We start from the raw sequence: 21,967 nt of genomic DNA on the forward strand, positions 1-21,967 counted from the left end.
ACAGGAATGGCAAGAGTTGTAGGAATTGATTTTGGTCTCAAGCGTACGGGACTAGCCGTCACCGATCCTTTGCAGATTATCGCCAGTAGTCTGGAAACAGTCCCTAGTAAGGAGCTGATCCCCTACCTGAAGCGATACGCAGCAAAAGAGGAGATTGAGGCCTTTGCATTAGGGTTTCCCCGAAACTTAAATATGGAGGATACCCATACCACACAGCCGGTCAGAAAGCTGGAAGCAAAACTTAAAAAACACTTCCCTGACACTCCTATTCATTTGATCGACGAACGATTCACCTCAAAAATGGCATTGGATGCCATGATTGCCGGAGGCATGAAGAAAAAAGATCGACGACAAAAAGGAAATGTCGACAAGGTAAGTGCCGTGATTATCCTGCAGTCATACCTGGATAGCAAGAATAACGGTTTCTTGTAAAAAGAAACTCAACCACCAAGTGCAAATTATTTATTTTATAGATTCATATTGACAATGATTTACCCTATCGTAGCTTACGGTGATCCTGTATTGACAAAGGTTGCTGTAGACATAGAGAAAGACGGAGAGCTAGACGTAAAACAATTAGCCAACGACATGTTTGAAACCATGGAAGCGGCCAACGGGGTAGGCTTGGCAGGTCCCCAAATTGGACTGAACAAGCGTATTTTCGTGATTGACTCCAGCCTAATGTTAGAAGAAGACGAGCAGGAAGAAGGCTTGAGACAGGTTTTCATCAACGCTGAGATTATTGAGGAAGATGGAGACGACTGGGGAATGGAAGAAGGATGCCTGAGTATCCCTGGTATCAGAGGAGAGGTATTCCGCCCGGAAATTGTCAAGATCCGTTACTTTGACGAAAACTGGAACGAGCACGTTCGTGAGTTTGATGGTATGACTGCCCGTGTTATCCAACATGAGTACGACCATATCGACGGCATCTTGTTTACTGAGTTATTGTCTCCTTTGAAAAGAAGAATGATCAAAGGAAAACTGGACAAGATCACTAAAGGGATCTGTAAGTATGATTACAAGATGATTTTCCCTAAACGATAACTTACTCAGTTATGAGTTATGAGTTATGAGTTATGAGTTATGAGTTATGAGTTATGAGTTATGAGTTATGAGTTATGAGTTATGAGTTATGAGTTATGAGTTATGAGTTATGAGTTCTGAGTTCTGAGTTCTGAGTTCTGAGTTCTGAGTTCTGAGTTCTGAGTTCTGAGTTCTGAGTTCTGAGTTCTGAGTTCTGAGTTCTGAGTTCAAGAAAAAGTTATATCCTATAACTCACAAATGCTACACTAGTAGTAAAAATTCATAACTCATAACTGCTCATTGTTCACTGTTCACTGTTCACTGTCTACCTATGTACAAGCAACTTCTATATCTGATTTTTAGTATAATCGCCCTTAGCTTCCTTAATGGGTGTGATAACACGGGTATGATCAATATTGGTGAGCAATCTGGTGTGGAACTACAGTTGCAAGGAACAATCAATGATTACCGCAAAAGCAAGGGACTATCCGAACTTCAAGTTGACCCTGTAGTCTATGAACAGGCTAAATTATACCTTCTGAAGTTACTGGAGGATGAAGAACGTTTTCTACTTCGTGCAGAAGACACACAGATCTCCTCTGAATTTTTCAATAATGTACGTCGGGATATGCTCATTCCCGTTAGTCGAGTAGATGGATGTGTCGCCTTTAATGACAACCTGGACCCTGCTACGACAGCCTTTGAATCGCTAAAAGCTTTCGGAGTATGTAAAAATAAGATCGAAAGTGGAAGCTTCACGCACTTAGGAGTGGCGACCATGCAAAACCGCTTTGGTATGTTTTACTTTGTAGTGTTTTTTGTACAGGCAAGTGAGTAGGATACTTCCAAATGGATAAAGGAGGAAGGAAGAAGGATAAAAGAATAAGGAGCCTATGGATAATAATCCTTTATCCTTCTTCCTTAACCCCTTTAAAAGTAGTACTTAACTATAAGTTTACTTGGCGTTCAGTCCACTAATCACCAATCACTAAAAAACAAACTAAACCATGAAAGAGACACTCCGCATAACCCTTGTACAAACAGACCTACATTGGATGTCTCCTGAAGCTAACCGTCACCACATCGAAGAGCTTCTATGGGATGCGATGCCTGAAACTGATCTGGTACTCCTTCCTGAAACCTTTACCACGGGATTTCATCCTGATGCCTCTACCCTTGCTGAGCCTATGCGCCTGACGACCTTTAAATGGATGCAGCAAATGGCGCAACAGCTACAGGCTAGTGTCGCAGGAAGCTATCCAATAAAGGAAAATGGGAAAATCCACAACCGTCTGCTATGGATGAATCCTGACGGAAGTTTTGACTATTACGACAAAAGACATCTCTTTAGTATGGGCGCTGAGGGCAATACCTTTACTGCAGGAAATGAGCGTTTAATCGTTGATTTTCACGGCTGGAAACTATGTCCGATGATATGCTACGACCTTCGTTTCCCGGTCTGGAGCCGCAACCAAGGATTGGCCTATGATGCATTGATTTATGTGGCCAATTGGCCAAATCCACGCATTACGATATGGGATACCTTACTACAGGCTAGAGCCATAGAAAACTCTTGCTATACGGTTGGACTCAATCGCTGTGGTAGCGATCCGCACCTTTCTTATGATGGGCATTCAGCCGTATATGGTCCTAAAGGAGACACCTTGTTAAAAATGGATGATCAAGTAGCGCTAACGACTGCTACGCTCTCTAAAAAAGATTTACTCGATTATAGGGAAGCATTTCCTGTGCATCTGGACGCTGATGATTTTAATGCACAGGTATCATAAACTGTTCACCCTATTTTTTTATTGTACGCCACTATGGATATCACACTGAACCTCCTGATGCTTTGCGTAGGCTTTATCCTATTGATGGAAGGGCCTGAACATTTATTGGAAGGAACTGCTTCTCTGGCCAAAAAATACCGACTATCGGAAATCACCATTGGCCTAAGTTTGGTAGCTTTTACGACCTCCGTTCCTGAACTGACCGTCAGCCTGATCGCCCATTTCTACGGAGACAGTAGCCTATTGTTTGCCAATCTGATTGGCAGCAATACCTTTAACACCATGATTATTCTAGGGTGTAGTGCCTTATTCACACCTATTTTGGTTAAAAGCAAGAATGCCTGGAGAGATATTCCGTTTTCCTTATTAGTCGTTGGCACACTCTTTTTCATCGTCAATGACAATCTGTTCTTTTTGGAAGAAGAAAACATTCTTTCAGGCTTGGATGCTTTTTTACTCCTTGCCCTTTTCTTTATCTTTCTGGCCTATCTATCCGCTAACCAACCAGAAGATAACGAACTAGTTATACACGAAGTAAAAAGCTTACCGGCATTTGATATTTTCAATGACATCATCCGTGGTACGATCACCGTATCGGCAGGAGGATACTTAGTCATCACGCAACTTCTTTTTCTGAGCGAATATATTGGCAAGTCCAGTGAGTTTATTGCTATTTTCATTCTAGCGGTAGGAACTTCCCTGCCGGAGGTAGCCACTGCCTATACCGCTATTCGTCGCAAACGCCCTGATATTATCGTTAGTAATATTACCGGAGCGAATATCTATAACCTTACTTTTTCACTGGCCCTTACCCGGGTAATTGGAGAAGTAAAGTACCCTACCTTCCTCAATATTGATATGACCATGACGCTGATCAGTACGGTTATCCTATTCCTTTTCATTCACTCCAGCAAACGAAAAGTTTTCGGACGTATAGGAGGAATAGCGATGTTACTACTTTTTGGGATGTATGCTTATTATGTGGTGATTAGGGGGTAGAAGGACGCATTCTACAAGTATGGTCGTATGAATACGCCGTTGGTGACAGTCTTTTTTCCGATAGCTTTAAAGCAGATGGAAGGTATCGTCGTAAAGAAATAGGAGATCAAATTCTTATTGAATATGCTGTTGAAACTCCTGCAGTAAATACTGTGATTAGGTAAATATAAGTACCCATAAACTTATTCGACATTAGTAAATCCCATAAAAAATGAGACCTTATATCTATTTGCTTTTATTATTCATCTCATGTAACTCACAGCAACCCGTAAGAGAAGTTGGTACTATCCCACAGAATAGATTAAGTCCATCAGATGCCATTTATAAGTTTTCAACCCTTAGGGACAGTATCATTGAAGATCATATTGTACACAGTTTGGAACAACAAAAGATCCCATTAGACTCCATAAAACGGTCCTGCATTGCTGATTGGCTGAGTAAAGATGTATTTAGCAACAAAAAGCAAGGCTCCCTACAGATTGAATGGACATTAAATGACCGTGACCTATGTATGGAAAAACGAACCTATTTTTATGATCAAAATGAAATCATACGGGATTCTGTCTCAGTTACAATATGTAACTCAGCGCTGATGGAAGACCTTGTAGTGGGGGAATGGGCATTATATTTAGACTCTGAAAATGGGCCAGAATCCTTTCATTTATACTTTGATTCAAAAATCATCGAAACGGTTGGGTTCGTCGGTTATCATAAAGCAATCGAGCAACAATCTGGGACATTCAAAGAAAGTCTCATCTCAGATAAACTCAAGCATAAAGTATATACTGATGTTTATTTTAATTACCAATGCCTTTCAAGACAGGTTAGACTCGATCTTTGTCAAAAAATTGCCAGGGATTCAGCGATAATGTACAGCAGCGCATATAACTTGGACACTACCGATTATATCAATGAAGATGCTTGGAATAAATTCAAGGAGCATATTCAATTTCCTTCTTCATATGTTACTGTGGATATGTCAATGGAGGAAAATTAACTTAACCTATAAACTCATTTATAAGTAGAGACTGTAGGCCTCTATAGTACTTTTGGGTAGTGAGTAAAAGCTTAATGCTATCAAATTAAGTGAATATACATATAGAGCGTATAGGTATGACAGAAGATTAATTCTAAGCATATTTGAACATTTAGCTTCAATGGCTTATTAGCACAGATACCCCTAGTACTAACAATCATCCGTTACCTCAGTGACATATAGGCCAGCCTCTTTCACCAGTTTTTCAATAATGTCCTTATCCGCACCTTCAAAAAGGTTAAATATATTCGTCCAATCCCAATGCTCTTCATAGATAACTTTCAATGCCGGAGAGATAATATGAAACCTACAGCCACTTTCCCAACTTTTATTTCTCACATCACATAACTTGATAAGGTGTGCCAATGATGTTATTCTATAAAAGTATACCCGTTCCCTTCTTTTGAACCTCCAAGTATATAGTTGTCCGTCTGAGTATTCAAAAATAAGTTGCAGCAAATTCTCGTTATACTGTCTTCTTTCAGGATTTTTACTTTGATCATAAATGGCATGACACTCTTCTATACTCAACCAATGTTCAAATGGAGACACAAACAACTGAGGTTCAACCTCTATCAAACCTTTAGCGATTTGTTTCAACTGTGGAAATTCCTTTTTTAATTGTTTCAGTTCCGTTTGGGATAATTTTTTTCGCATAATTTTATTTTATAAAAATGATCATGAAAGTTCATCTTTAATACAAAGATGGGTATTTTCACAACATCGATTTATTTCAAATACCCCAAAAAACGAATGAAGACTATTTTTTCTGCCTTACTTTTTCTAGGCGCTTTCACGACTCTTTTCGCTCAAGAATCCTCCTTATCTTCTGCGCGAGATACCCTCAAAAAACATCAGTTTACGTTTGATGGAACCTTGGTAATCACAGGGAGTACTCGTCGATATGACAGCAACCCAGCGCCTTATCATATCGAGGAGTTTGGTTATGAGAAGCGATTGATGGGGATGTACATTAGTAACAACCTACTTTGGGATGAGTCACTTTTCACAAATATGGTAGGGCAAGGAATACAAGGGACGGTGATTTGGAGGCATTGATTAATGGAAATATAAAAGATACTTATCTTTCATTCGCTAAGGCTATTTATCCGACTTTTGAAAGGCTTTATAACGAAACTGGCCTTTCTTCAAAAGTGATCATCAAACTTATTATTAATGATCAAGGAAAGGTTATCGACTTAGAATGCATAAAACCTCAAATTGATAACGCTTCATCCAAAGAACTCTTGAAAGAGTTTCAGAAAGATCAATGGATACCTGCAAAAATTAAGGGTAAAAATGTCTGTAGTATTAAGAGTAATCGCTTCAGGGTGTGCAAAGCGTAACTAAAAATGCAATAGTGAAGTTGCTACATTTGAATGGAAGTGGGTAAACTGCTTGCTATTCTTACGTAGACCGTGGGTTAGATTAAGTTTGAAAAAATAACCGTCATAAATGCTTCCCTCAACTCCGCCTAGGGTTAATTAAGGTTGAATATTTATCCGTCATATTCCGTATAGTGACGGATTGAAATCCGCCCCTATGTGATGTCACCCTTTCAGGGTTTTATGGTATAATCCCGAAGGGATGACATCACATAGAGGTGGGTAGGGACGGTAAGTCTTCAACCCATCTCTTCACGTGAGAAATGTGTCGGTTAATTATTCAATCTTAATAAACCCTAGGCGGGGATGGAGATAACTACTGTGTCGGTTATTTATTCAACCTTAATAAACACCACGGCTAATAGATGTCATCCCTAACGGGGTTTAGGTAATACAAAACCCTGAAAGGACGATATCTATCCCTCTTAATTGAAAAAATTACTCTGGTCCGAGAGTTCAGCAAAATGTATAAACTTAAAGCCCTCCCCACTCTATCACCTTTTGAACAATAACATATGAAATTTTGGATGATATTAACACTGCTAGTCGTTAGCACCTTGAGTAAAGCACAGAATTTAATAGAATTCAATTATCAAGTCAGAGTAAGGTTGAATTCTAGGGAGTTAGATGGACCTTGTTTTATTTCAACAAAGGGGCAGCTCATATTAGACCCTATACGAGATAGGAATGATATAGAAAAAAACAGCTTTACATATGACAAATGGGGGGAAGCAACAGTGCAAATTGAATATGATGGAGAAATATTTTTCATTCAAGGAAATGAACTAAGAGAACAAATATACTGCTACTCATGTACTGATAATAAATATATATATCGCTTACGTGTATTTTTTGATGTTGGTAATATTCTAGTCCTCAAAAGAACAAAGAAAACAATATGGGAAAAGGTATTAAACCCATTCTATAATGAGAAAATTTGGGAGATTTATCCAGTTCTAGCGGATATGAGAACCATCAAATTTCAATTATCATACAAAAAAGATGATCAAACTGATGAGCTTGAATATACTGCTAGGCTAGTAGAAGAATACGAATATTTTGGAAATACAGGAACTGGTATTGGTATAATTGAGGAGTTAAAATACGATACACATAGCTACCCCCTCTGCTCAAAGTCTAATTGAAAAACTACCCTGGCCCGAGAGTTCAGCGAAATGTGTAAAGCATGAACACATGAAGCGCTCTCAGACCGGCGGGCTTATGCCAACGTCTATTTTGACTACTTTCAAAAAAGAGTAGCAATAAACCGCCAGGTCAAGGAGCGCTTTTCGCTGAAAAGCTGAACTCCTTGACCAGCTATAGATAAATATTTCTCATTCTTAATTCTTCATTCTTCATTAAACATCAATACACCACCCGCACCCCATGGTCCCTCAAGTACTCCACCTGCTCCCTGGGCACCGGATTGTCCATAACATTGGCGTACTCCAAACGATACAACCCAAACAAAGGGGATAAATCCGTCACCATGTTTCCAGAAATATCCAGGGCACGCATATGGATTAGGTTTCTTAGGTCATCGATGTCCATAATCTCGTTATTGGCTAGGTATAGCTCTTCGATGGATACCAGATCACGGAACTCATAGACGTCGGTAATTTTATTATCGGAGAAATCAAAAAGGGTCGCCTCTGTACAATACGATACTCCATCCAGGGACTCCAAGCCACATTCAGGAAACTCAAAGGAATTGATTAACTCCAACTCGTATAAAGGAAACTCCACCGATATATCCCCAAATGCCCGATACTTCAGTTCATTGAAAAAGGTTCTGGGGTAATTGACTTCCCTTTGTTCCTCTCCGTGGGTGTAGGAATAGAAATCATCCCATTCGGGGTTATCATACATATAGCCCGGATCATAATCGATATCGTCTTCCTCGTAGCTCACCTCCATCTCTTGAATATTATCCAAGAGGAATACATGTACATAGCCTCTTAAAGCTTTTTCGTCATTTTGATGGTATAAAGACCTAATCGACTTACGGATATTTTCTCCTCTATCCGGATGATAGGTCCCAACCAGACGAGTATACAACTTGGCTTCTTTTTGCTCGGACACTGGAAAATAAGACGATAGCTTATTCGCCACTTCCCAAAGGGAAGCATAGTTCTTATTCTTGTACAGTTCAATCAGCTTCCCCGTGATGCGATTAAGGTTTTCATCCGAGTAAGCCTTGACAAGACGGTCATATAAAGTATCCAGTGATTGCATGGCAAGTTATGTTTGCGAAATGTTCTTCTTCCATAACAAAGGAAGGTATGAATTGGTTAGAAGTATCTTATGTTTACTCGAAGGTAAGCCATAATGTAGCTTTCAGGTTAATACTGTCGCTGTCTACGAAATTATATTAGCGTTTATCGCTTATTGGTTATCGTTTATGAACGATAATCCACTACATGCCGTGTCTAAACATATACCATGCGACAGCTTTGGCCTTAACTACTACAATAAATGAAATAACAAATAAACGAACATCAGCTATATGTCAACGAAACTGAAATTAAGCATACTGGATCAGTCTCCCGTGAGTGGAGAGGAGACTCCTGCTCAAGCGCTAGCCAATACCACTACCCTAGCCCAGAAAGCCGATGCATGGGGCTACCACCGCTATTGGGTATCCGAACATCATAACACGGAGCTGTTAGCGGGGTCTTCACCAGAAATTTTGATTGCCCATTTGGCCGCCAACACAAAGCGCATACGATTAGGCTCTGGAGGAGTAATGTTGCCACATTATAGCAGCTATAAGGTCGCAGAAAATTTCAATCTCTTATCCACTTTACACCCCAATCGTATCGATCTTGGTATAGGGCGTGCACCAGGTACGGACTCCCCTGCCATTTATGCCCTCAATAAGGGAAATGGAAATTATGATGCCTACCACTTTCCCAAACAAATTGCAGAACTGAAAGCCTATACGACTGGAGCGGTAGATACGCAAGCGGGACACTTAGAAGCCTCCCCTATTCCTGACACGGCCCCTCCGATCTGGGTCCTGAGCTCGAGTGGTTTTGGGGCAGATCATGCCGCTCGTCAGGGAGTGGGGTTTGCCTTTGCTCACTTTATCAACCCTATGGGAGGACCAGAAGCCATGCAAGCCTATTTTCAGCACTTCAATCCCGGCAAAGAAGGAGCAAAACCTGCTGGCTTGTTTTGTATCTTTGTGCATTGTGCTGATACGATGGAAAAAGCAGAGGAACTGCAACATACCATGGATCTTGTGATGCTTTATGTGGAAACCGGCAGAAAGTTGCGTCTACAGTCGTATGAAGAATTGAAAAAAATTCCATTATCCCCTATGGAGCAGGCAAGGATACAACAAAATCGTCATCGAATGGTATTTGGTACGCCTGAGGTCGTGAAAGAGAAACTGGAAAACCTGGCGGAACAATACGGTACGGATGAAATGATGATCGTGACGATTACCCATGATTTCAAGGATCGTCTTCGATCATATGAACTACTAGCGGAGGCCTTTGAGTTATAAGTTGGTTGATCTTCTGATATAAACGCTCATTATTTATTAAATCAAAGCCTAAATAGTATCAGCTTCGTGATGCTATTTTTTCGACTTTGCAATGTTTTTTATCTAGTGCAACGTTATATCTATACCAATGAAAAAAATAATGCTTAGCACGCTTTTCAGCGTGCTATTTTTTGGAGCTTGGGGACAAAAAACAATTGACCCTTCTCACTACGAGAATGCTAATTCCTTTCTGTATGAAAATGTCCATAACAAAAAGATCTTCAGCGCCCATGTAAAGCCACACTGGTTTGAAGACAGTACTGGTGTTTGGTTTATAGAGCATACACCAACAGGAAAACAGTACTTTCAGGTGAACTATGCCGACATGCAAAAAAAGCCGTTGTTTGATCACGAGCGCATCGCCCAGGCTCTTTCCGAAATACTATCGGAAGAGGTTAGCGCTGCTGCCCTGCCTATTGAAGATCTCAAGGTCAGGCAGTCAGAACAATATGAGCTAACCGCCAAAGGACAACCCTATACATTGCACCTGGAAGGGTATCAACTAGACACTTTAAAACCTAAAAAGGCGGAAAGTGAGCAAGGTATCTCTCCTGATGGCGTATGGAAAGCTTATACCAAAGATTATAACCTGCATATACGCAAAACGGGCACCGACACCACTTATCAACTGAGCAAGGACGGTAGAAGGTGGTATGAGTACGGCACCTACTATGGATGGTACGATTTGATGGAAGGAGAAGACGGTGAGCGTCCGGAACATTTCTGGGTGGAATGGTCTGAGGATAATCAATGGCTCTATACCAATGCCTGTGATATGCGACAAGCAGAAAAAATGTACTTACTGGACTGGAGCATTGACTCTCTTTACCGACCACAACTGCGTTCCTACTTTAGAGGGTCTCCTGGAGACACCACCATGGTCTATATGGAACCGGTCTTCTATCATGTGTCTTCCGGAAAAGAGGTACGCCCCAATCTACCAAGAGCTACCCATATCAATACCATCGATATGCGTTGGTCAAAAACACCTGAAGTGGTTTACCTGGACCGTTTAAGCAGGGGGTTCCAGCATCAATATATTTATCGCTTTGACCTGAATACAGAAACGCTGGACACACTCTACCATGAGGAAAGCACCACCAATATTGATGGGTTTACCTATCAACTGGCAGAAGAGGCAGGTCTATTGTTCTTCCTTTCGGAAAAAGATGGCTGGAGACAACTTTACAGCCTGCAACTGAATAATAAAAAAGAGAAAAGACTAACCAAGGGTGAGTTCTATATTCATAGTATTGAGAAAATAGATCAAGAGAAGAAAAAGATCTATTTCCTTGCGGCAGGAAAAGAAAAAGGAAGCAACCCATACCATCAGCGGCTGTATAGTATTTCTTTCTCAGGGAAGAACCTGCAACTACTCACTCCTGAAAACACCCATCACCGCATCGATCTGTCACCGGAGGGTCAGTATTTTGTAGACAACTACTCTACCGTTAATACACCAACAAAAACAGTATTAAGAGACTTGAAGAATGGAAAAGTGATAGGCCAACTATCTGAAGCATTCCTGCATCAAGCCGGAGGGTGGAAAGGACCTGAGGTTTTCACAGCTACTGCCCGTGATGGTCAAACCACTATCTATGGAGCGTTATGGAAACCTACGGATTTTGATCCATCCCAATCCTACCCTATTCTGGAATACACCTATACCGGACCACATACCCAGCTATTTCCTAAAGACTTTAATAGCGCCTACTGGCTGCAATGCTATGCCGAACTAGGCTTTGTGGTACTGGTCGTAGATGGCTTGGGGTCTTCCGGAAGGTCCAAGGCATTCCACAACTATTCCTATAAAAACCTTGGTGGAAACCTAGAGGATCATATCCTTGCGATCCGACAACTAGGAGAACAATACAGCTGGCTGGATACGACCCGTGTAGGGATTTTCGGACATTCTGCAGGTGGCTATGATGCGGCCCATGCCCTACTCGCCTACCCTGACTTCTATAAGGTAGCCGTATCCAGCTCGGCAGACCATGATCACCGTATGGAAAAAGCCTGGTGGCCGGAGATGTATATGGGGTGGCCTGTAGATTCTGCTTATCATGAGCAATCTAATGTGACCTTAGCGGCTCAAGGAAGTCTGAAAGGGAAACTATTACTGGTACACGGTGGAATGGATGAGAATGTCAACCCGTCCGCTACCTTCAAACTGGCTGAAGCCCTGATCAAGGCCGATCGTCCTTTTGATATGTTAATTCTACCTAGCCAGCACCACGGTTATCAAGGTGCCTACTGGAAATATTTCAGAAAGGTGCGTTGGAACTACTTTATTGAGCATTTGAAGGGGGAAGTACCGTTATGGGATATTGAGAAGACTAATTAAGGTCAAATCAAGACCAGTACAAAAAAAGGGTTGTTATACAGTCCATTACTGCATAACAACCCTCCATTTATTAAAAATCAAATTGGAAATAACAATTACTTCGTTGATACTTCCCCTTCAACCTTTACTTCTTCAATCTCATAACCCAGCTTTTCCAGCTTCGGCAATTGTGTTTCCTTATCACCTACTACCACGATAAACATTTTGTTGTAATCGTAGTATTTCTTCGCCAACGCATTGACCTCTTCTGTTTTCAGTTTCTTCAGCATTTTCGCTTGCTTCTTTACAAACTTAGGAGACAAGTCATAACGAACAATCTTTGTCAAGAACTGTGCTTTCTGTCCCAATGTTTCGTACTTCAATGCATCTCTCTGACCGATAGAGTTTTTCATAAAGGTCAACTCTTCTGCAGTGATTCCCTCTTTGTAGTACCCTTCCAGCTCGGACATAATTTCTACGACAGCGCTATCTGTTGCTGCGGCTTTTACTCCTGTAGAAACCGTAAATTCTCCTGTAAACTCTCCACTGCTGAAGTAAGAACGCGCGCCATACGTCCATCCTTTATCCTCTCTTAGATTCAGGTTGATACGGCTGTTGAACGCACCACCAATCGGGTAGTTCACCAAGTTTACTTTATAGTACTCTCCCTCTACATCGTAAGTCAAATCTGTACGGTAACCTACACGGATCTCCGACTGAGGAGCCTTAGGCTTATCCACAAAGTAGATTTTTGTTTTAGATGGCTGTGGAGCCGTCAACTTGATTGCTGGCATTTTAGCAGCTGTCGGCTTCCATGCTTTCAGGAATGAAAGTCCTGGAGTAATCTCTTCTTTAGATACGCTACCTACCACTACCAATTGTGCCAATTGTGGTGCATAGTTATTGCTATAATAGTCTTCTACATCTTTCAAGGTCAACGTGCTTACAGACTCTACCGTACCCGAAGAAGACAATCCCATAATGTGATCCTCACCATATAGCAACTGTCCATATACCTCATTAGCAATTGCAACAGGCTGCTTCTTACTTGCCTTAATGCTCTCAAGCGTTTGTTGCTTGATTCTGTTGAAATCCTCTTCTGTGAATTTCGGTCTCATCAAACGCTCTTCCAATAGCTCCAAGGTTCTTGCAAGGTTTTTCTCCAAAGAAGTCATCACTACATACGTAGAAGACTCTCCACTACCGATGCTGATCGAGCTACCCAACTTCTCCAATTCATTTTCGAATTCAGCTGCCGTGTAGTTCTCTGTTCCTTCGTTCATCATGGAAGCAGTCATAGAAGCCAAGCCTGCTTTTTTCAGATCATCCACCTGCATTAGGTTACCTCCCTGAATAGTCAATCTCAAGGTTACCAAAGGAATCTCCTCGCTTTCTGTTCCGATCACCTCAATACCATTATCAAAAGCCATTTCCCAAAGCTGAGGTACTTCTACCGCTGGGTTTTTACCGCTTGCAGGCACTGTGTTTCTATCAAAATCATCTTTAGGAGCCTTGCGACTTTCCACTTTAGAATAATCGGTGGTAGGGAATGGATTCTCCTGAGTAGTGTCTACGGTATAGTTATCAGCTTTAGCTGCCATTTGCTCCATACCTTTTGGCAATACACTTTGGATCACGGCAGCTTTACCTTTGATGTATTTGTTGTATACTCTCAATACATCTTCTTTGGTCAACTTTCTATATTGCTCCAGACGCTTTCCGAACAGGTTTGGATTGCCTTGGAAAGTCTGGTAATAAGCTAACTTAGATACCTTACCGGATACACTTTGCAATCCTCTGATCGCTCCTGCCTCATAAGAAGCTACGAACTTCTCTACGTCTTCTTGCTTTACACCCGCTTCCTCGAACTCTTTCAGCGCCGTTCTCATTTCTTCCTCAAACTGGCCCAATGTTGTTCCAGGGAAAGGCAATACGAACATGGTAAATTCTCCTGCCAACTCAGAGTTATTACTGAAAATGGATGCTTGTAGTGCTTTTCTTGTCAATACAAACTTCTTGTAGAAGTAAGAATCTTGTCCTTGTCCGATGATATCCGCCAAACACTCCAATGCTGGTGCATCCGGGTGGAACTGTGGTACGGTAGGATAAGTCAGCAACAACGCTGGGAAACGGATATTGCTATCTACATAAGACACGTAACGATCCTTGTCCACTACAGGGGCCTCCAAAGTCATATTTTCTACTGCTGGACCTGCTGGGATTTTCCCGAAATATTTGTTTACCCAAGCCAATGTTTGCTGTACATCGATGTCTCCACCAATCGTCAATGTCGCATTGTTTGGACCATACCAACGCAAGAAGAATTTCTTCAGGTCATTTACATCTACTCGGTCAAGGTCTTCCAAGATACCGATCGTCAACCATGAATAAGGGTGCCCATAAGGATACAAGGCTTTGGCGTTGATCTCACTCCACTGACCGTAAGGTCTGTTGTCATAGTTCTGTCCTTTCTCGTTCTTTACCGTTGCTCTTTGGATCTCAAACTTCTCCTGTGTAACGGCATCCAAGAAATAGCCCATACGATCCGCTTCCAACCAAAGCATCTTCTCCAACTGGTTGCTTGGTACTGTCTCGAAGTAGTTTGTTCTATCTCTGTTCGTTGTACCATTTAGGGTACCACCAGACTCCGTTACCATTTTGAAATGCTGCTCATCGGCTACGTGCTCAGATCCCTGGAACATCATATGTTCAAAGAAATGTGCAAAACCAGACTTATTCAATTCTTCTCTTGCCGACCCTACATGGTAAGTGACATCAACGTGTACAATTGGATCAGAATTATCTTCATGCAAAATGACCGTCAAGCCATTATCCAGAACATATTTTTGATAGGGAATGGTTAGTTCGTTGTCAGTTGATTTTACAGACTCAACTAATTTTTGAGCCATTAACCACTGTGGCAACAAAAACGCCAACAGCAGTGTAATTTTCATTTTTCTCAAAAGCATCAATTTAATAATTAAATTAAGTGAAATTAGTTTTAATACAGCTTGCTACTCTTTAGACACTAGAAGCAAGCAAATTGTTTAGGATACCCTAAGGTTCATCAATGATTCATATTTTTTTTAACTTTTACAAGTTAGTCATTGTATTTTAAAGGTAAAATCATCCTATCTCCATCGATTATTTGGGACACAGGGCGTTGCCCTGTGCTATTAGCGTTACCCTATCCTATTGGCATTAGCCCGTACTACTGGACACTCCCTGTGCTGTGAACTTGTTGGAGAAGGGGAGCAATAAATTGCATCCCTACGTTTCACTTTTTACCTTATACTTTTTACCTTTTACTTATTCGTCGGAGTGCCCACAAGGGGCACCCTTACCTTTTACCTTTTACCTTTTACCTTTTACCTTTCACAACCCATGAGCACCTTAAAAATTGATCTACCCGAATTGCCTTATCAGGAATGGAATAAAGAGCGTATTACTTTACACCTGATACTACAGATCATCGGAAAAACCCGTCTGAAACTCACTCCCCGTAAAAATCATTGGTGGTATATCACCTCCTACCCTACAGCTCAGGGATATACCACAGGTAGTATCCCCTGCCCAGACCAAATCAGTACCATAGAGATTGTACTCAACGTTCATGAGGAAGAGGTGCAAATACATCACAGTATGGGAGTAACAAGAAAAATCCCTCTCTTTCAGGGACAAACCATCGCCACCTTCTACAATCGATTTATGGAGACATTATCTCGTCTAAATATCCATCCCAATATTATTGACAAACCATATGACATGGGAGTTGACACTCCTTTTTCCGAGATCACGGAGTACCATCATTATGATAAGCAGTACATGCAAAATGTATGGAAAGCCATGCTTTGGTGCAGCCATGTGTTCAAGGAATTTAGCGGGCGATATTATGGAAAGACCTCCCCTGTACAGATCTATTGGCATCATATGGACTTAGCCATCACCCGTTTCTCTGGACAAAAAGGACCTGAAATGCCTAAGGAAAGTCGTATTTCCGATAAAGATGCCTACTCCCATGAAGTCATCAGCTTCGGCTTTTGGGTAGGAGATGACAACACACCGGAGCCTACCTTCTACTCCTATACCTACCCTTCTCCTGATGGCCTTGAAAATAAAAAGCTTACCCCCGATTATGCCCAATGGGTAGATGCCAATGGCTCTCCCATGGCAACACTCTCGTATCATGAACTTCTTAAAGAAAAAGAACCCAGAAAAGTACTCCTGGACTTTTTGGAAAGTGCCTATCAGGCGGGAGCAACGCTAAGGAAGTGGGATATTGATGGAAATGTGGTTCCTTCTCTGGATCGTATGTAAAATAAAATGATCCCATTTCATACGGCTGCGCCTATCGCATGGCCTTTTTTGATTTTATTTTATAGGAATTATGTTTTTTTTTAAATTTAAAAATTAAACAAACAATAACTCACTGAAACTATGATGAAAAACAATATCACTTTTTACACGCTATTACTTTTTTGTACTACGCTATTGAGTGCTTGCATGGAGGACATCTCTCCTAGCGCTATTAAAGAAGGAAATAAAACCTTGGAAGGAACATGGATTATTAAAAAAGTAGGACAACAAAATGGTGCCTTATTGGCGGAAAATTATGGAGAATTGACTTTTTCTCCAGAAGACCTTGATCTTTTACAAGGTGCATTATCCTTTAAAGAAAACAACGCCAAGACTACTGTAGAAACAAGCTATGCCTTCACATTAAACGTATCAGATGATCAAATAGAGTTTTTATACCTTCACTTTGATCCTTCCTATAATGTTTTAATAGAAGGGGAATATCAGATTATGGAGTTATCTAAGGAAAGAATTCTCATGGAAGAACCTTTCAAACCTGAAGATGGATTAACAATCGAAATGGTTAAGAAAGTGGTAGAATAGACCTTTCAAACTTCTCGTGTTGTATTCAAATTTGACAATGAAAATTCTCCCGTCATCCTGACGGGAGAAATTGAATTCCTTAAGTTCACAGCATTACCTCCTGAGGTAAGGAACTCTATCATTAGATGATAGAAAGTAATTTCCATAAACCATCCCTACATTTCTTCCTCTCATTTTTTTTCCCTATTATTCTAGTATTAACAATCATTTACATTTTTTACTCAATTTTCTATTCTGATGAACATTGCTATTATTGGTGCCGGTATCTCTGGCATTGCTACCGCCATTATTTTGCAAAAGGCGGGGCACAAGGTGACCCTTTATGAAAAAAACACAGAAATCGGAGGCGTATGGGCGATGAGCTATCCTGATGTACGCCTTCAAAATGTAGGCGTTCAATACTGCTTTTCGGATTTTCCATGGCCTAAAAAGCCCGATCAGCATCCTACTGCTGCTCAAATCACTGACTATCTCAAGCAAGCGATCACTCATTTTTCATTAGATGTACGTACCGGGCATCAAATTTTGTCCATGGAAGAAAAACCGAATGGATGGACACTTAACATTGAAAACGCTGAAGGCACTTCTACCATTGAGATGGACTATGTCATTTCTGCCATAGGACAATATAGTGGTGGCAAGAACCGACCAGAGTTTAAGGGAGAATCAATCTTCAAGGGGCAGATTATCACAGAAAGAGATGTAAAGGACCTCTCTATTTTCTCTGGAAAAAAAGTAGCGGTTGTTGGCTTTGGTAAAAGTGCTCTGGATATGGCTACCCTTGCTGGAAAAAACGGTGCAGAGGTGGAGCATATCTTCCGAACACCAAGATGGACCATTCCTTTTAAAATTATGGGCATCCATTATACTTATCCACTTTTTAGCCGATTTGGTTCGGTGATGATGAGCAGCTGGGCACATCCAAGCAAAGTAGAACAAGTACTTCATCAAAAAATGTCTTTTGTTGTTAATGGTTTCTGGAAAATGCTTTCGGGATTATTTGCTACCCAAATGAAAGCCAATGCCTGGTTCAAGGGAAAAGACGCCAAGCAAAGAATTCATGCGGTTTTACCTGACCACCCTTTTACCATGGACTTACGTTCTGCTGCCGCACTAGAGCCTGTCCTTTACTACCCTTATGTCGCAAAAGGCATTATACAACCACATCAAGGAACACTACAAAGCTTTACAGAAAAAGGTATTAAGCTACAAGATGGATGTGAAATCGATGCAGATATTGTCGTTCTATCACTAGGATCTCAAAAGCCTCGCTTTCCATTTATGCCAGAAAACTACCGAAGCTTATTGGAACAGGAAAAGGATGGCGTACAACTTTATCGTCACATCATTCATCCGGATATTCCTAACTTTGCTTTTGCGGGATACAACCATGGTTTTATGCATGTACCAGCAGCAGAGGTGGGTGCCGCTTGGCTTGCGGCTGTATTAGATGGGGATCTAAAACTTCCTACATCGGAAGATATGAAAAAAGCCATCGAGTATATGTGTCACTGGAAACGGGAACATATTCACTTTGAACCTTCCCGATCATGTGCCATCAACACCCGTTATCAGCAATACCTAGATATTATGTTGAAGGAACTACAGGTCTCCCCCTATCGAAAATCGAACCCTGTTGCAGAGGTATTCGGTCGCTATGAAGCAAGCGATTATCTTGGGGTCTATGAGGAATATATCAATAAGAAAGAGAAGCGAAAGGCACCATTAAGCTCTCTAGAGCTTTGGACCTAACTCGGCACGGCCGCGCCAGTGGCGCGGCCTTCCCATTCCCGCTTATGCGGCCCTTTCATTATTTCAATTTGACTTTATAGCCATCGGCCAACAGCAGCTCCTTGACCTTCTCCTTAAAATCTCCCTGAATCAGGATCTCCCCCTCTTTGGCACTTCCTCCGACCCCACACTTGGACTTCAATTGCTTACCCAAGGCTTTCAGATCTTCCTCTGTTCCAACAAACCCTTCTACCAAGGTTGCTACTTTTCCTTTTCTTCCTTTCTTATCCAGAGAAACATATAATTTTTGCTGAGCTGGAGGCAACGTTTCTTCTGTATCCTCTTCATCGTAATCATATTCAAAATCGGGATTGGTAGAGAAGACCATTCCCAAACGTTCTTTCCAGTCGTTATCGTTATTATTTTTCTTGCTCATTATTGATTAGCTGTTTTCTATTACAAATTGCTGACTACCGAATATGGACTTATATTTGCCCCTTTATCAACGTTCCAGATATACATTATATGCCGTACCTTGGCACGTCATTACATTATTTTCAGATGAATGGATTATAAAATGGGTTGTCCTATACCGTCATAAGTGCAAATTGCCAATAGTTATGAAAGACTCCAAAAGATATTTTTTTAATTATAACAAAGGACTTCCCTTCTTTATCCTCAAAACTGTCTTGTTTGTTGGTGCAGTGGGCTATATTTTTTGGCACCTACAAAATAAAACAGCCCTCCATAAAGGATTTTGGGAAACACTGTCTATTGGCTATCATCACCATCAATTGCCTTTTCTACTCCTTGCTATTCTGCTTATCCCTGTCAATTGGGGATTGGAAGCCAAACGTTGGCAAACACTGGTTTTCCCTTTTTACCCACTATCGTATAAACATGCGGTTACAGGAGTTCTTTCAGGAGTTGCGGCCTCTTTTTTTACTGGAAAGCTACTCGGATTAACGGGAGGAAGGCTACTTCATATCCCCAAAGGACACAAAACCAAGGCGCTAATTCCTCTAGGCATTAGCCACTTTTTATTGACGTTGGTTACGGCTATCGCATGTATGCTAGGATACGGCTTTCTATATGGAATACCCACAAGTACTTATTATCTATTTCCCTTATTAATAGTTGGAATGAGTTGTTCATTCTATTTATTCAAAAAATACCAAGGCTGGCTATTCGAAAAAAAGCCTCATTGGAAAGTACAATGGGAGGTATATACTCGTATCCCTAAACGAATCGTGATGAAAGCATGGTGGATCAGTATTTTCAGATACCTTGTTTTTTTAATGCAATTTTATCTTGTGCTTCTATTTTTTTCGGTGAACATCGATTTCTTGCACACCATTGCCCTTATTACGATGATCTTTGGCATCAAGACTTTTGTCCCTACCTTTTCAGCGATTGGTGACCTGGGAATCAGGGAAGCTTCATCCCTTTACCTCTTTCAGCAATATGGAATTGAGGAGATAGGGGTTATTTATGCATCTCTATCGTTATGGTTACTAAATATACTATTTCCAACCCTGGTTGGGTTATTACTGAATCATAGCCTATTAAAACCTAAGCATGAATAAATTCATTCGAAGGTTTTTGTATACGGTAGTCTGACTTGTATATTCGATTTCAACATTGAATAGTCAGGGCGACCACATAGGATTACTCCTACCTTTTTCTTTGGTCCGGGCGACCACAAGGGGCGCCCCTACCTTTTACCTTTTACCTTTTACCTTTTACCTCAAAAAACTATGTCTTGGACAAACTATCACACCCACAGTTATTTTTGCGATGGCAAATTTGCTCCTGAAGAACACGTTAAAGAAGCCGTGAAGCAGGGGCTTTATGCCTATGGTGTTTCTACCCATAGCCCAGTACCCTTTGACTCTTCCTGGAATATGAAAATGGAGGAAGTCCCTCGTTATGTCAAGGAAGTACGTCAAGCAGCAGAAGCCTATAAAAACGACATACAGGTTTATCTAGGTATGGAAGTTGACTATATCCCGAATATTGTAGGATGTAGTAGTGACTTTATACAAAAAGCAGAACTAGACTATACGGTAGGTTCTATTCACTATGTAGATCAGTTCCCAAATGGCAAACCTTGGGAAATCGATGGCCCTCACCAACTATTTCTAGACGGGTTATCCACTATTTTTCACAATGACATCCGTGCTGCTGTCGAGCGTTACTATGAACTCACCAGACATATGATTCAGTACGACTGTCCAGATGTAATTGGACACCTCGACAAGATCAAGATGCAAAATGAGGATGGTAATCTATTCTCAGAAGATGAAGGGTGGTATCGAGATGCCGTAGAGGAAACACTGGAAGTCATTGCACAATCTTCGGCTATTGTAGAGGTGAATACCAGAGGGCTATACAAGAAAGCCACGGACACTCCTTATCCAAGTCCATGGATTCTGGAAAAAATATTGGAAAAGAATATTCCTATCTGCCTCAATGCTGATTCTCATATTCCGACTGAAATCACTAAAGGCTTTTCAGAAGCAGCGCATATTTTAAAAGAAATTGGTTTTAATCAATTACACATCCTGTACAATGGAGAGTGGCAAGGAGTAGACTTTGATACCAAGGGATTAAAAATGCTGAATCATTAGAGTTTATCACGGTTAATTGTCTATGAGTAAGAATGCCTACTGAACTGCTTCTAGAATGGATAAATTTCAATGATCTAGTTTAAAATTTAGACTCAATTTTAATAATTATTATATATATTTGCGAAAAGATAGAACAAAACTAAGTTATATAAACTATTCAAGTGTGGATCCGCTGTCTTGTGCCAGAGAGATAGTGGAAGGATCCTTAAACGGACAACTTCCTTATGACTATTAGAACAGATGACAGATGTCCAGTAGCGCATACTGAGGCAGACCAGCATAGCTTGATCACTTATGGAGAGCTTCTTAAGGTATTTCAGGTGATCAAAGAGCGTGAGATCGGAAGACACAAGAATTTGTCAGAAGAAGAGCTAGCTCTTATTGATGAGATTAGTACCGCTTTTATCAAACGTATCGCAGGTCGTGCTATTGGCAACAGCATACAGAAAGAGGAACCTCAGAGAGTAGAAGCGCTAAAAGAGCTGACAGACCTATTTGGACTTACCTGTCCATACCTTGAAGAACACAACACAATGGAAAAATAAAAGGCGCAGAAACTGCGCCTTTTATTTCATACTGTTTATCTATCTTTATTTTA

General features: G+C 40.9%; 21 protein-coding genes. 17 read left to right on the plus strand and 4 right to left on the minus strand.

Translation table 11 applies throughout. The features are described 5' to 3' along the window. Positions 1 to 6: 6 nt before the first annotated feature. The 6 genes from ruvX (at position 7) to ABD985_RS11225 (ending at position 4,812) form a co-directional block, all read left to right on the plus strand. Entirely contained in the window at positions 7 to 432 is a 426-nt protein-coding gene (gene ruvX, locus ABD985_RS11200) for a Holliday junction resolvase RuvX (protein WP_345371756.1), read from the plus strand. Positions 433 to 486: 54 nt separating this feature from the next. After that, a complete protein-coding gene (gene def / locus ABD985_RS11205; RefSeq protein ID WP_345371757.1) occupies positions 487 to 1,047 on the plus strand; it encodes a peptide deformylase in 561 nt (186 codons plus the stop codon). Between the two features lie 310 nt (positions 1,048 to 1,357). Then, positions 1,358 to 1,864: a CAP domain-containing protein gene (locus tag ABD985_RS11210; protein ID WP_345371758.1), complete on the plus strand. Its 507-nt coding sequence runs from the start codon at positions 1,358 to 1,360 to the stop codon at positions 1,862 to 1,864. 169 nt (positions 1,865 to 2,033) lie between these two features. Next, positions 2,034 to 2,816 (plus strand): amidohydrolase, encoded by a 783-nt coding sequence (locus tag ABD985_RS11215; RefSeq protein WP_345371759.1) that lies wholly within the window; start codon positions 2,034 to 2,036, stop codon positions 2,814 to 2,816. A gap of 33 nt (positions 2,817 to 2,849) precedes the next feature. Continuing rightward, complete coding sequence (locus ABD985_RS11220; RefSeq protein WP_345371760.1) at positions 2,850 to 3,815, plus strand: sodium:calcium antiporter; 966 nt, start codon at positions 2,850 to 2,852, stop codon at positions 3,813 to 3,815. 211 nt (positions 3,816 to 4,026) lie between these two features. Further along, a complete protein-coding gene (locus tag ABD985_RS11225; protein WP_345371761.1) occupies positions 4,027 to 4,812 on the plus strand; it encodes a hypothetical protein in 786 nt (261 codons plus the stop codon). A 189-nt stretch (positions 4,813 to 5,001) separates the two neighbouring features. Here ABD985_RS11225 and ABD985_RS11230 read toward each other — a convergent pair whose 3' ends face one another. Beyond that, on the minus strand, positions 5,002 to 5,508 hold the full coding sequence (locus ABD985_RS11230; protein WP_345371762.1) for a hypothetical protein: 507 nt from the start codon (positions 5,506 to 5,508) through the stop codon (positions 5,002 to 5,004). Between the two features lie 96 nt (positions 5,509 to 5,604). Here ABD985_RS11230 and ABD985_RS11235 point away from each other — a divergent pair, with 96 nt between their 5' ends. From ABD985_RS11235 to ABD985_RS11245, 3 genes are all read left to right on the plus strand, one after another. Continuing rightward, positions 5,605 to 5,910 carry a hypothetical protein gene (locus ABD985_RS11235; RefSeq protein ID WP_345371764.1) on the plus strand — a complete coding sequence of 102 codons (306 nt, stop codon included), beginning with the start codon at positions 5,605 to 5,607 and terminating at the stop codon, positions 5,908 to 5,910. Further along, positions 5,898 to 6,197 (plus strand): energy transducer TonB, encoded by a 300-nt coding sequence (locus tag ABD985_RS11240; protein ID WP_345371765.1) that lies wholly within the window; start codon positions 5,898 to 5,900, stop codon positions 6,195 to 6,197. Before ABD985_RS11235 ends, ABD985_RS11240 begins: the two co-directional genes overlap by 13 nt. A 554-nt stretch (positions 6,198 to 6,751) precedes the next feature. After that, the gene (locus tag ABD985_RS11245; RefSeq protein ID WP_345371766.1) at positions 6,752 to 7,381 is read left to right on the plus strand and encodes a hypothetical protein; all 630 of its coding nucleotides are present in this window, start codon (positions 6,752 to 6,754) and stop codon (positions 7,379 to 7,381) included. A 220-nt stretch (positions 7,382 to 7,601) separates the two neighbouring features. Here ABD985_RS11245 and ABD985_RS11250 read toward each other — a convergent pair whose 3' ends face one another. Beyond that, entirely contained in the window at positions 7,602 to 8,471 is an 870-nt protein-coding gene (locus tag ABD985_RS11250; RefSeq protein WP_345371767.1) for a leucine-rich repeat domain-containing protein, read from the minus strand. Between the two features lie 271 nt (positions 8,472 to 8,742). Between ABD985_RS11250 and ABD985_RS11255 the strand changes: the two genes are divergently transcribed. Together ABD985_RS11255 and ABD985_RS11260 are read left to right on the plus strand one after the other, a co-directional pair. Next, complete coding sequence (locus ABD985_RS11255; RefSeq protein WP_345371768.1) at positions 8,743 to 9,747, plus strand: LLM class flavin-dependent oxidoreductase; 1,005 nt, start codon at positions 8,743 to 8,745, stop codon at positions 9,745 to 9,747. Between the two features lie 127 nt (positions 9,748 to 9,874). After that, a complete protein-coding gene (locus ABD985_RS11260; protein ID WP_345371769.1) occupies positions 9,875 to 12,130 on the plus strand; it encodes a S9 family peptidase in 2,256 nt (751 codons plus the stop codon). Positions 12,131 to 12,225: 95 nt separating this feature from the next. On the opposite strand, the gene ABD985_RS11265 is transcribed toward ABD985_RS11260, so the two are convergent. Next, a complete protein-coding gene (locus tag ABD985_RS11265; RefSeq protein WP_345371770.1) occupies positions 12,226 to 15,063 on the minus strand; it encodes a M16 family metallopeptidase in 2,838 nt (945 codons plus the stop codon). Positions 15,064 to 15,493: 430 nt separating this feature from the next. Here ABD985_RS11265 and ABD985_RS11270 point away from each other — a divergent pair, with 430 nt between their 5' ends. The 3 genes from ABD985_RS11270 (at position 15,494) to ABD985_RS11280 (ending at position 18,760) form a co-directional block, all read left to right on the plus strand. After that, complete coding sequence (locus tag ABD985_RS11270) at positions 15,494 to 16,426, plus strand: DUF5996 family protein (RefSeq protein WP_345371771.1); 933 nt, start codon at positions 15,494 to 15,496, stop codon at positions 16,424 to 16,426. Positions 16,427 to 16,546: 120 nt separating this feature from the next. Continuing rightward, positions 16,547 to 17,008 carry a hypothetical protein gene (locus ABD985_RS11275; RefSeq protein ID WP_345371772.1) on the plus strand — a complete coding sequence of 154 codons (462 nt, stop codon included), beginning with the start codon at positions 16,547 to 16,549 and terminating at the stop codon, positions 17,006 to 17,008. 237 nt (positions 17,009 to 17,245) lie between these two features. Further along, positions 17,246 to 18,760 (plus strand): flavin-containing monooxygenase, encoded by a 1,515-nt coding sequence (locus ABD985_RS11280; RefSeq protein ID WP_345371773.1) that lies wholly within the window; start codon positions 17,246 to 17,248, stop codon positions 18,758 to 18,760. Positions 18,761 to 18,818: 58 nt separating this feature from the next. Here the strand turns inward: ABD985_RS11280 and ABD985_RS11285 are convergent, their stop codons facing one another. Beyond that, positions 18,819 to 19,175, minus strand: coding sequence for a translation initiation factor (locus ABD985_RS11285; protein WP_345371774.1), 357 nt, complete (start codon positions 19,173 to 19,175; stop codon positions 18,819 to 18,821). A 184-nt stretch (positions 19,176 to 19,359) separates the two neighbouring features. Between ABD985_RS11285 and ABD985_RS11290 the strand changes: the two genes are divergently transcribed. The 3 genes from ABD985_RS11290 to ABD985_RS11300 all read left to right on the plus strand — a co-directional run bounded on the left by ABD985_RS11290 (position 19,360) and on the right by ABD985_RS11300 (position 21,914). After that, complete coding sequence (locus ABD985_RS11290; protein ID WP_345371775.1) at positions 19,360 to 20,325, plus strand: hypothetical protein; 966 nt, start codon at positions 19,360 to 19,362, stop codon at positions 20,323 to 20,325. A 171-nt stretch (positions 20,326 to 20,496) separates the two neighbouring features. Further along, positions 20,497 to 21,369, plus strand: coding sequence for a histidinol-phosphatase (locus tag ABD985_RS11295; RefSeq protein ID WP_345371777.1), 873 nt, complete (start codon positions 20,497 to 20,499; stop codon positions 21,367 to 21,369). 224 nt (positions 21,370 to 21,593) lie between these two features. Further along, entirely contained in the window at positions 21,594 to 21,914 is a 321-nt protein-coding gene (locus ABD985_RS11300; RefSeq protein WP_345371779.1) for a hypothetical protein, read from the plus strand. The last annotated feature ends 53 nt before the right edge of the window (positions 21,915 to 21,967 follow it).

The sequence above is a fragment of the Algivirga pacifica genome (genome assembly GCF_039543525.1).
Taxonomy (GTDB): domain Bacteria; phylum Bacteroidota; class Bacteroidia; order Cytophagales; family Flammeovirgaceae; genus Algivirga; species Algivirga pacifica.

Bases quoted from the DNA above. Each gene is read 5' to 3' on its own strand.
- ABD985_RS11280 (WP_345371773.1), top strand. From the start codon at position 17,246: ATGAACATTGCTATTATTGGTGCCGGTATCTCTGGCATTGCTACCGCC.
- ABD985_RS11290 (WP_345371775.1), top strand. From the start codon at position 19,360: ATGAAAGACTCCAAAAGATATTTTTTTAATTATAACAAAGGACTTCCC.
- ABD985_RS11295 (WP_345371777.1), top strand. From the start codon at position 20,497: ATGTCTTGGACAAACTATCACACCCACAGTTATTTTTGCGATGGCAAA.
- ABD985_RS11255 (WP_345371768.1), top strand. From the start codon at position 8,743: ATGTCAACGAAACTGAAATTAAGCATACTGGATCAGTCTCCCGTGAGT.
- ruvX (WP_345371756.1), top strand. From the start codon at position 7: ATGGCAAGAGTTGTAGGAATTGATTTTGGTCTCAAGCGTACGGGACTA.
- ABD985_RS11250 (WP_345371767.1), bottom strand. From the start codon at position 8,471: ATGCAATCACTGGATACTTTATATGACCGTCTTGTCAAGGCTTACTCG.
- ABD985_RS11260 (WP_345371769.1), top strand. From the start codon at position 9,875: ATGAAAAAAATAATGCTTAGCACGCTTTTCAGCGTGCTATTTTTTGGA.
- ABD985_RS11220 (WP_345371760.1), top strand. From the start codon at position 2,850: ATGGATATCACACTGAACCTCCTGATGCTTTGCGTAGGCTTTATCCTA.
- ABD985_RS11270 (WP_345371771.1), top strand. From the start codon at position 15,494: ATGAGCACCTTAAAAATTGATCTACCCGAATTGCCTTATCAGGAATGG.
- ABD985_RS11215 (WP_345371759.1), top strand. From the start codon at position 2,034: ATGAAAGAGACACTCCGCATAACCCTTGTACAAACAGACCTACATTGG.
- ABD985_RS11265 (WP_345371770.1), bottom strand. From the start codon at position 15,063: ATGAAAATTACACTGCTGTTGGCGTTTTTGTTGCCACAGTGGTTAATG.
- ABD985_RS11275 (WP_345371772.1), top strand. From the start codon at position 16,547: ATGATGAAAAACAATATCACTTTTTACACGCTATTACTTTTTTGTACT.
- def (WP_345371757.1), top strand. From the start codon at position 487: ATGATTTACCCTATCGTAGCTTACGGTGATCCTGTATTGACAAAGGTT.
- ABD985_RS11210 (WP_345371758.1), top strand. From the start codon at position 1,358: ATGTACAAGCAACTTCTATATCTGATTTTTAGTATAATCGCCCTTAGC.
- ABD985_RS11300 (WP_345371779.1), top strand. From the start codon at position 21,594: ATGACTATTAGAACAGATGACAGATGTCCAGTAGCGCATACTGAGGCA.
- ABD985_RS11230 (WP_345371762.1), bottom strand. From the start codon at position 5,508: ATGCGAAAAAAATTATCCCAAACGGAACTGAAACAATTAAAAAAGGAA.
- ABD985_RS11235 (WP_345371764.1), top strand. From the start codon at position 5,605: ATGAAGACTATTTTTTCTGCCTTACTTTTTCTAGGCGCTTTCACGACT.
- ABD985_RS11225 (WP_345371761.1), top strand. From the start codon at position 4,027: ATGAGACCTTATATCTATTTGCTTTTATTATTCATCTCATGTAACTCA.
- ABD985_RS11285 (WP_345371774.1), bottom strand. From the start codon at position 19,175: ATGAGCAAGAAAAATAATAACGATAACGACTGGAAAGAACGTTTGGGA.
- ABD985_RS11245 (WP_345371766.1), top strand. From the start codon at position 6,752: ATGAAATTTTGGATGATATTAACACTGCTAGTCGTTAGCACCTTGAGT.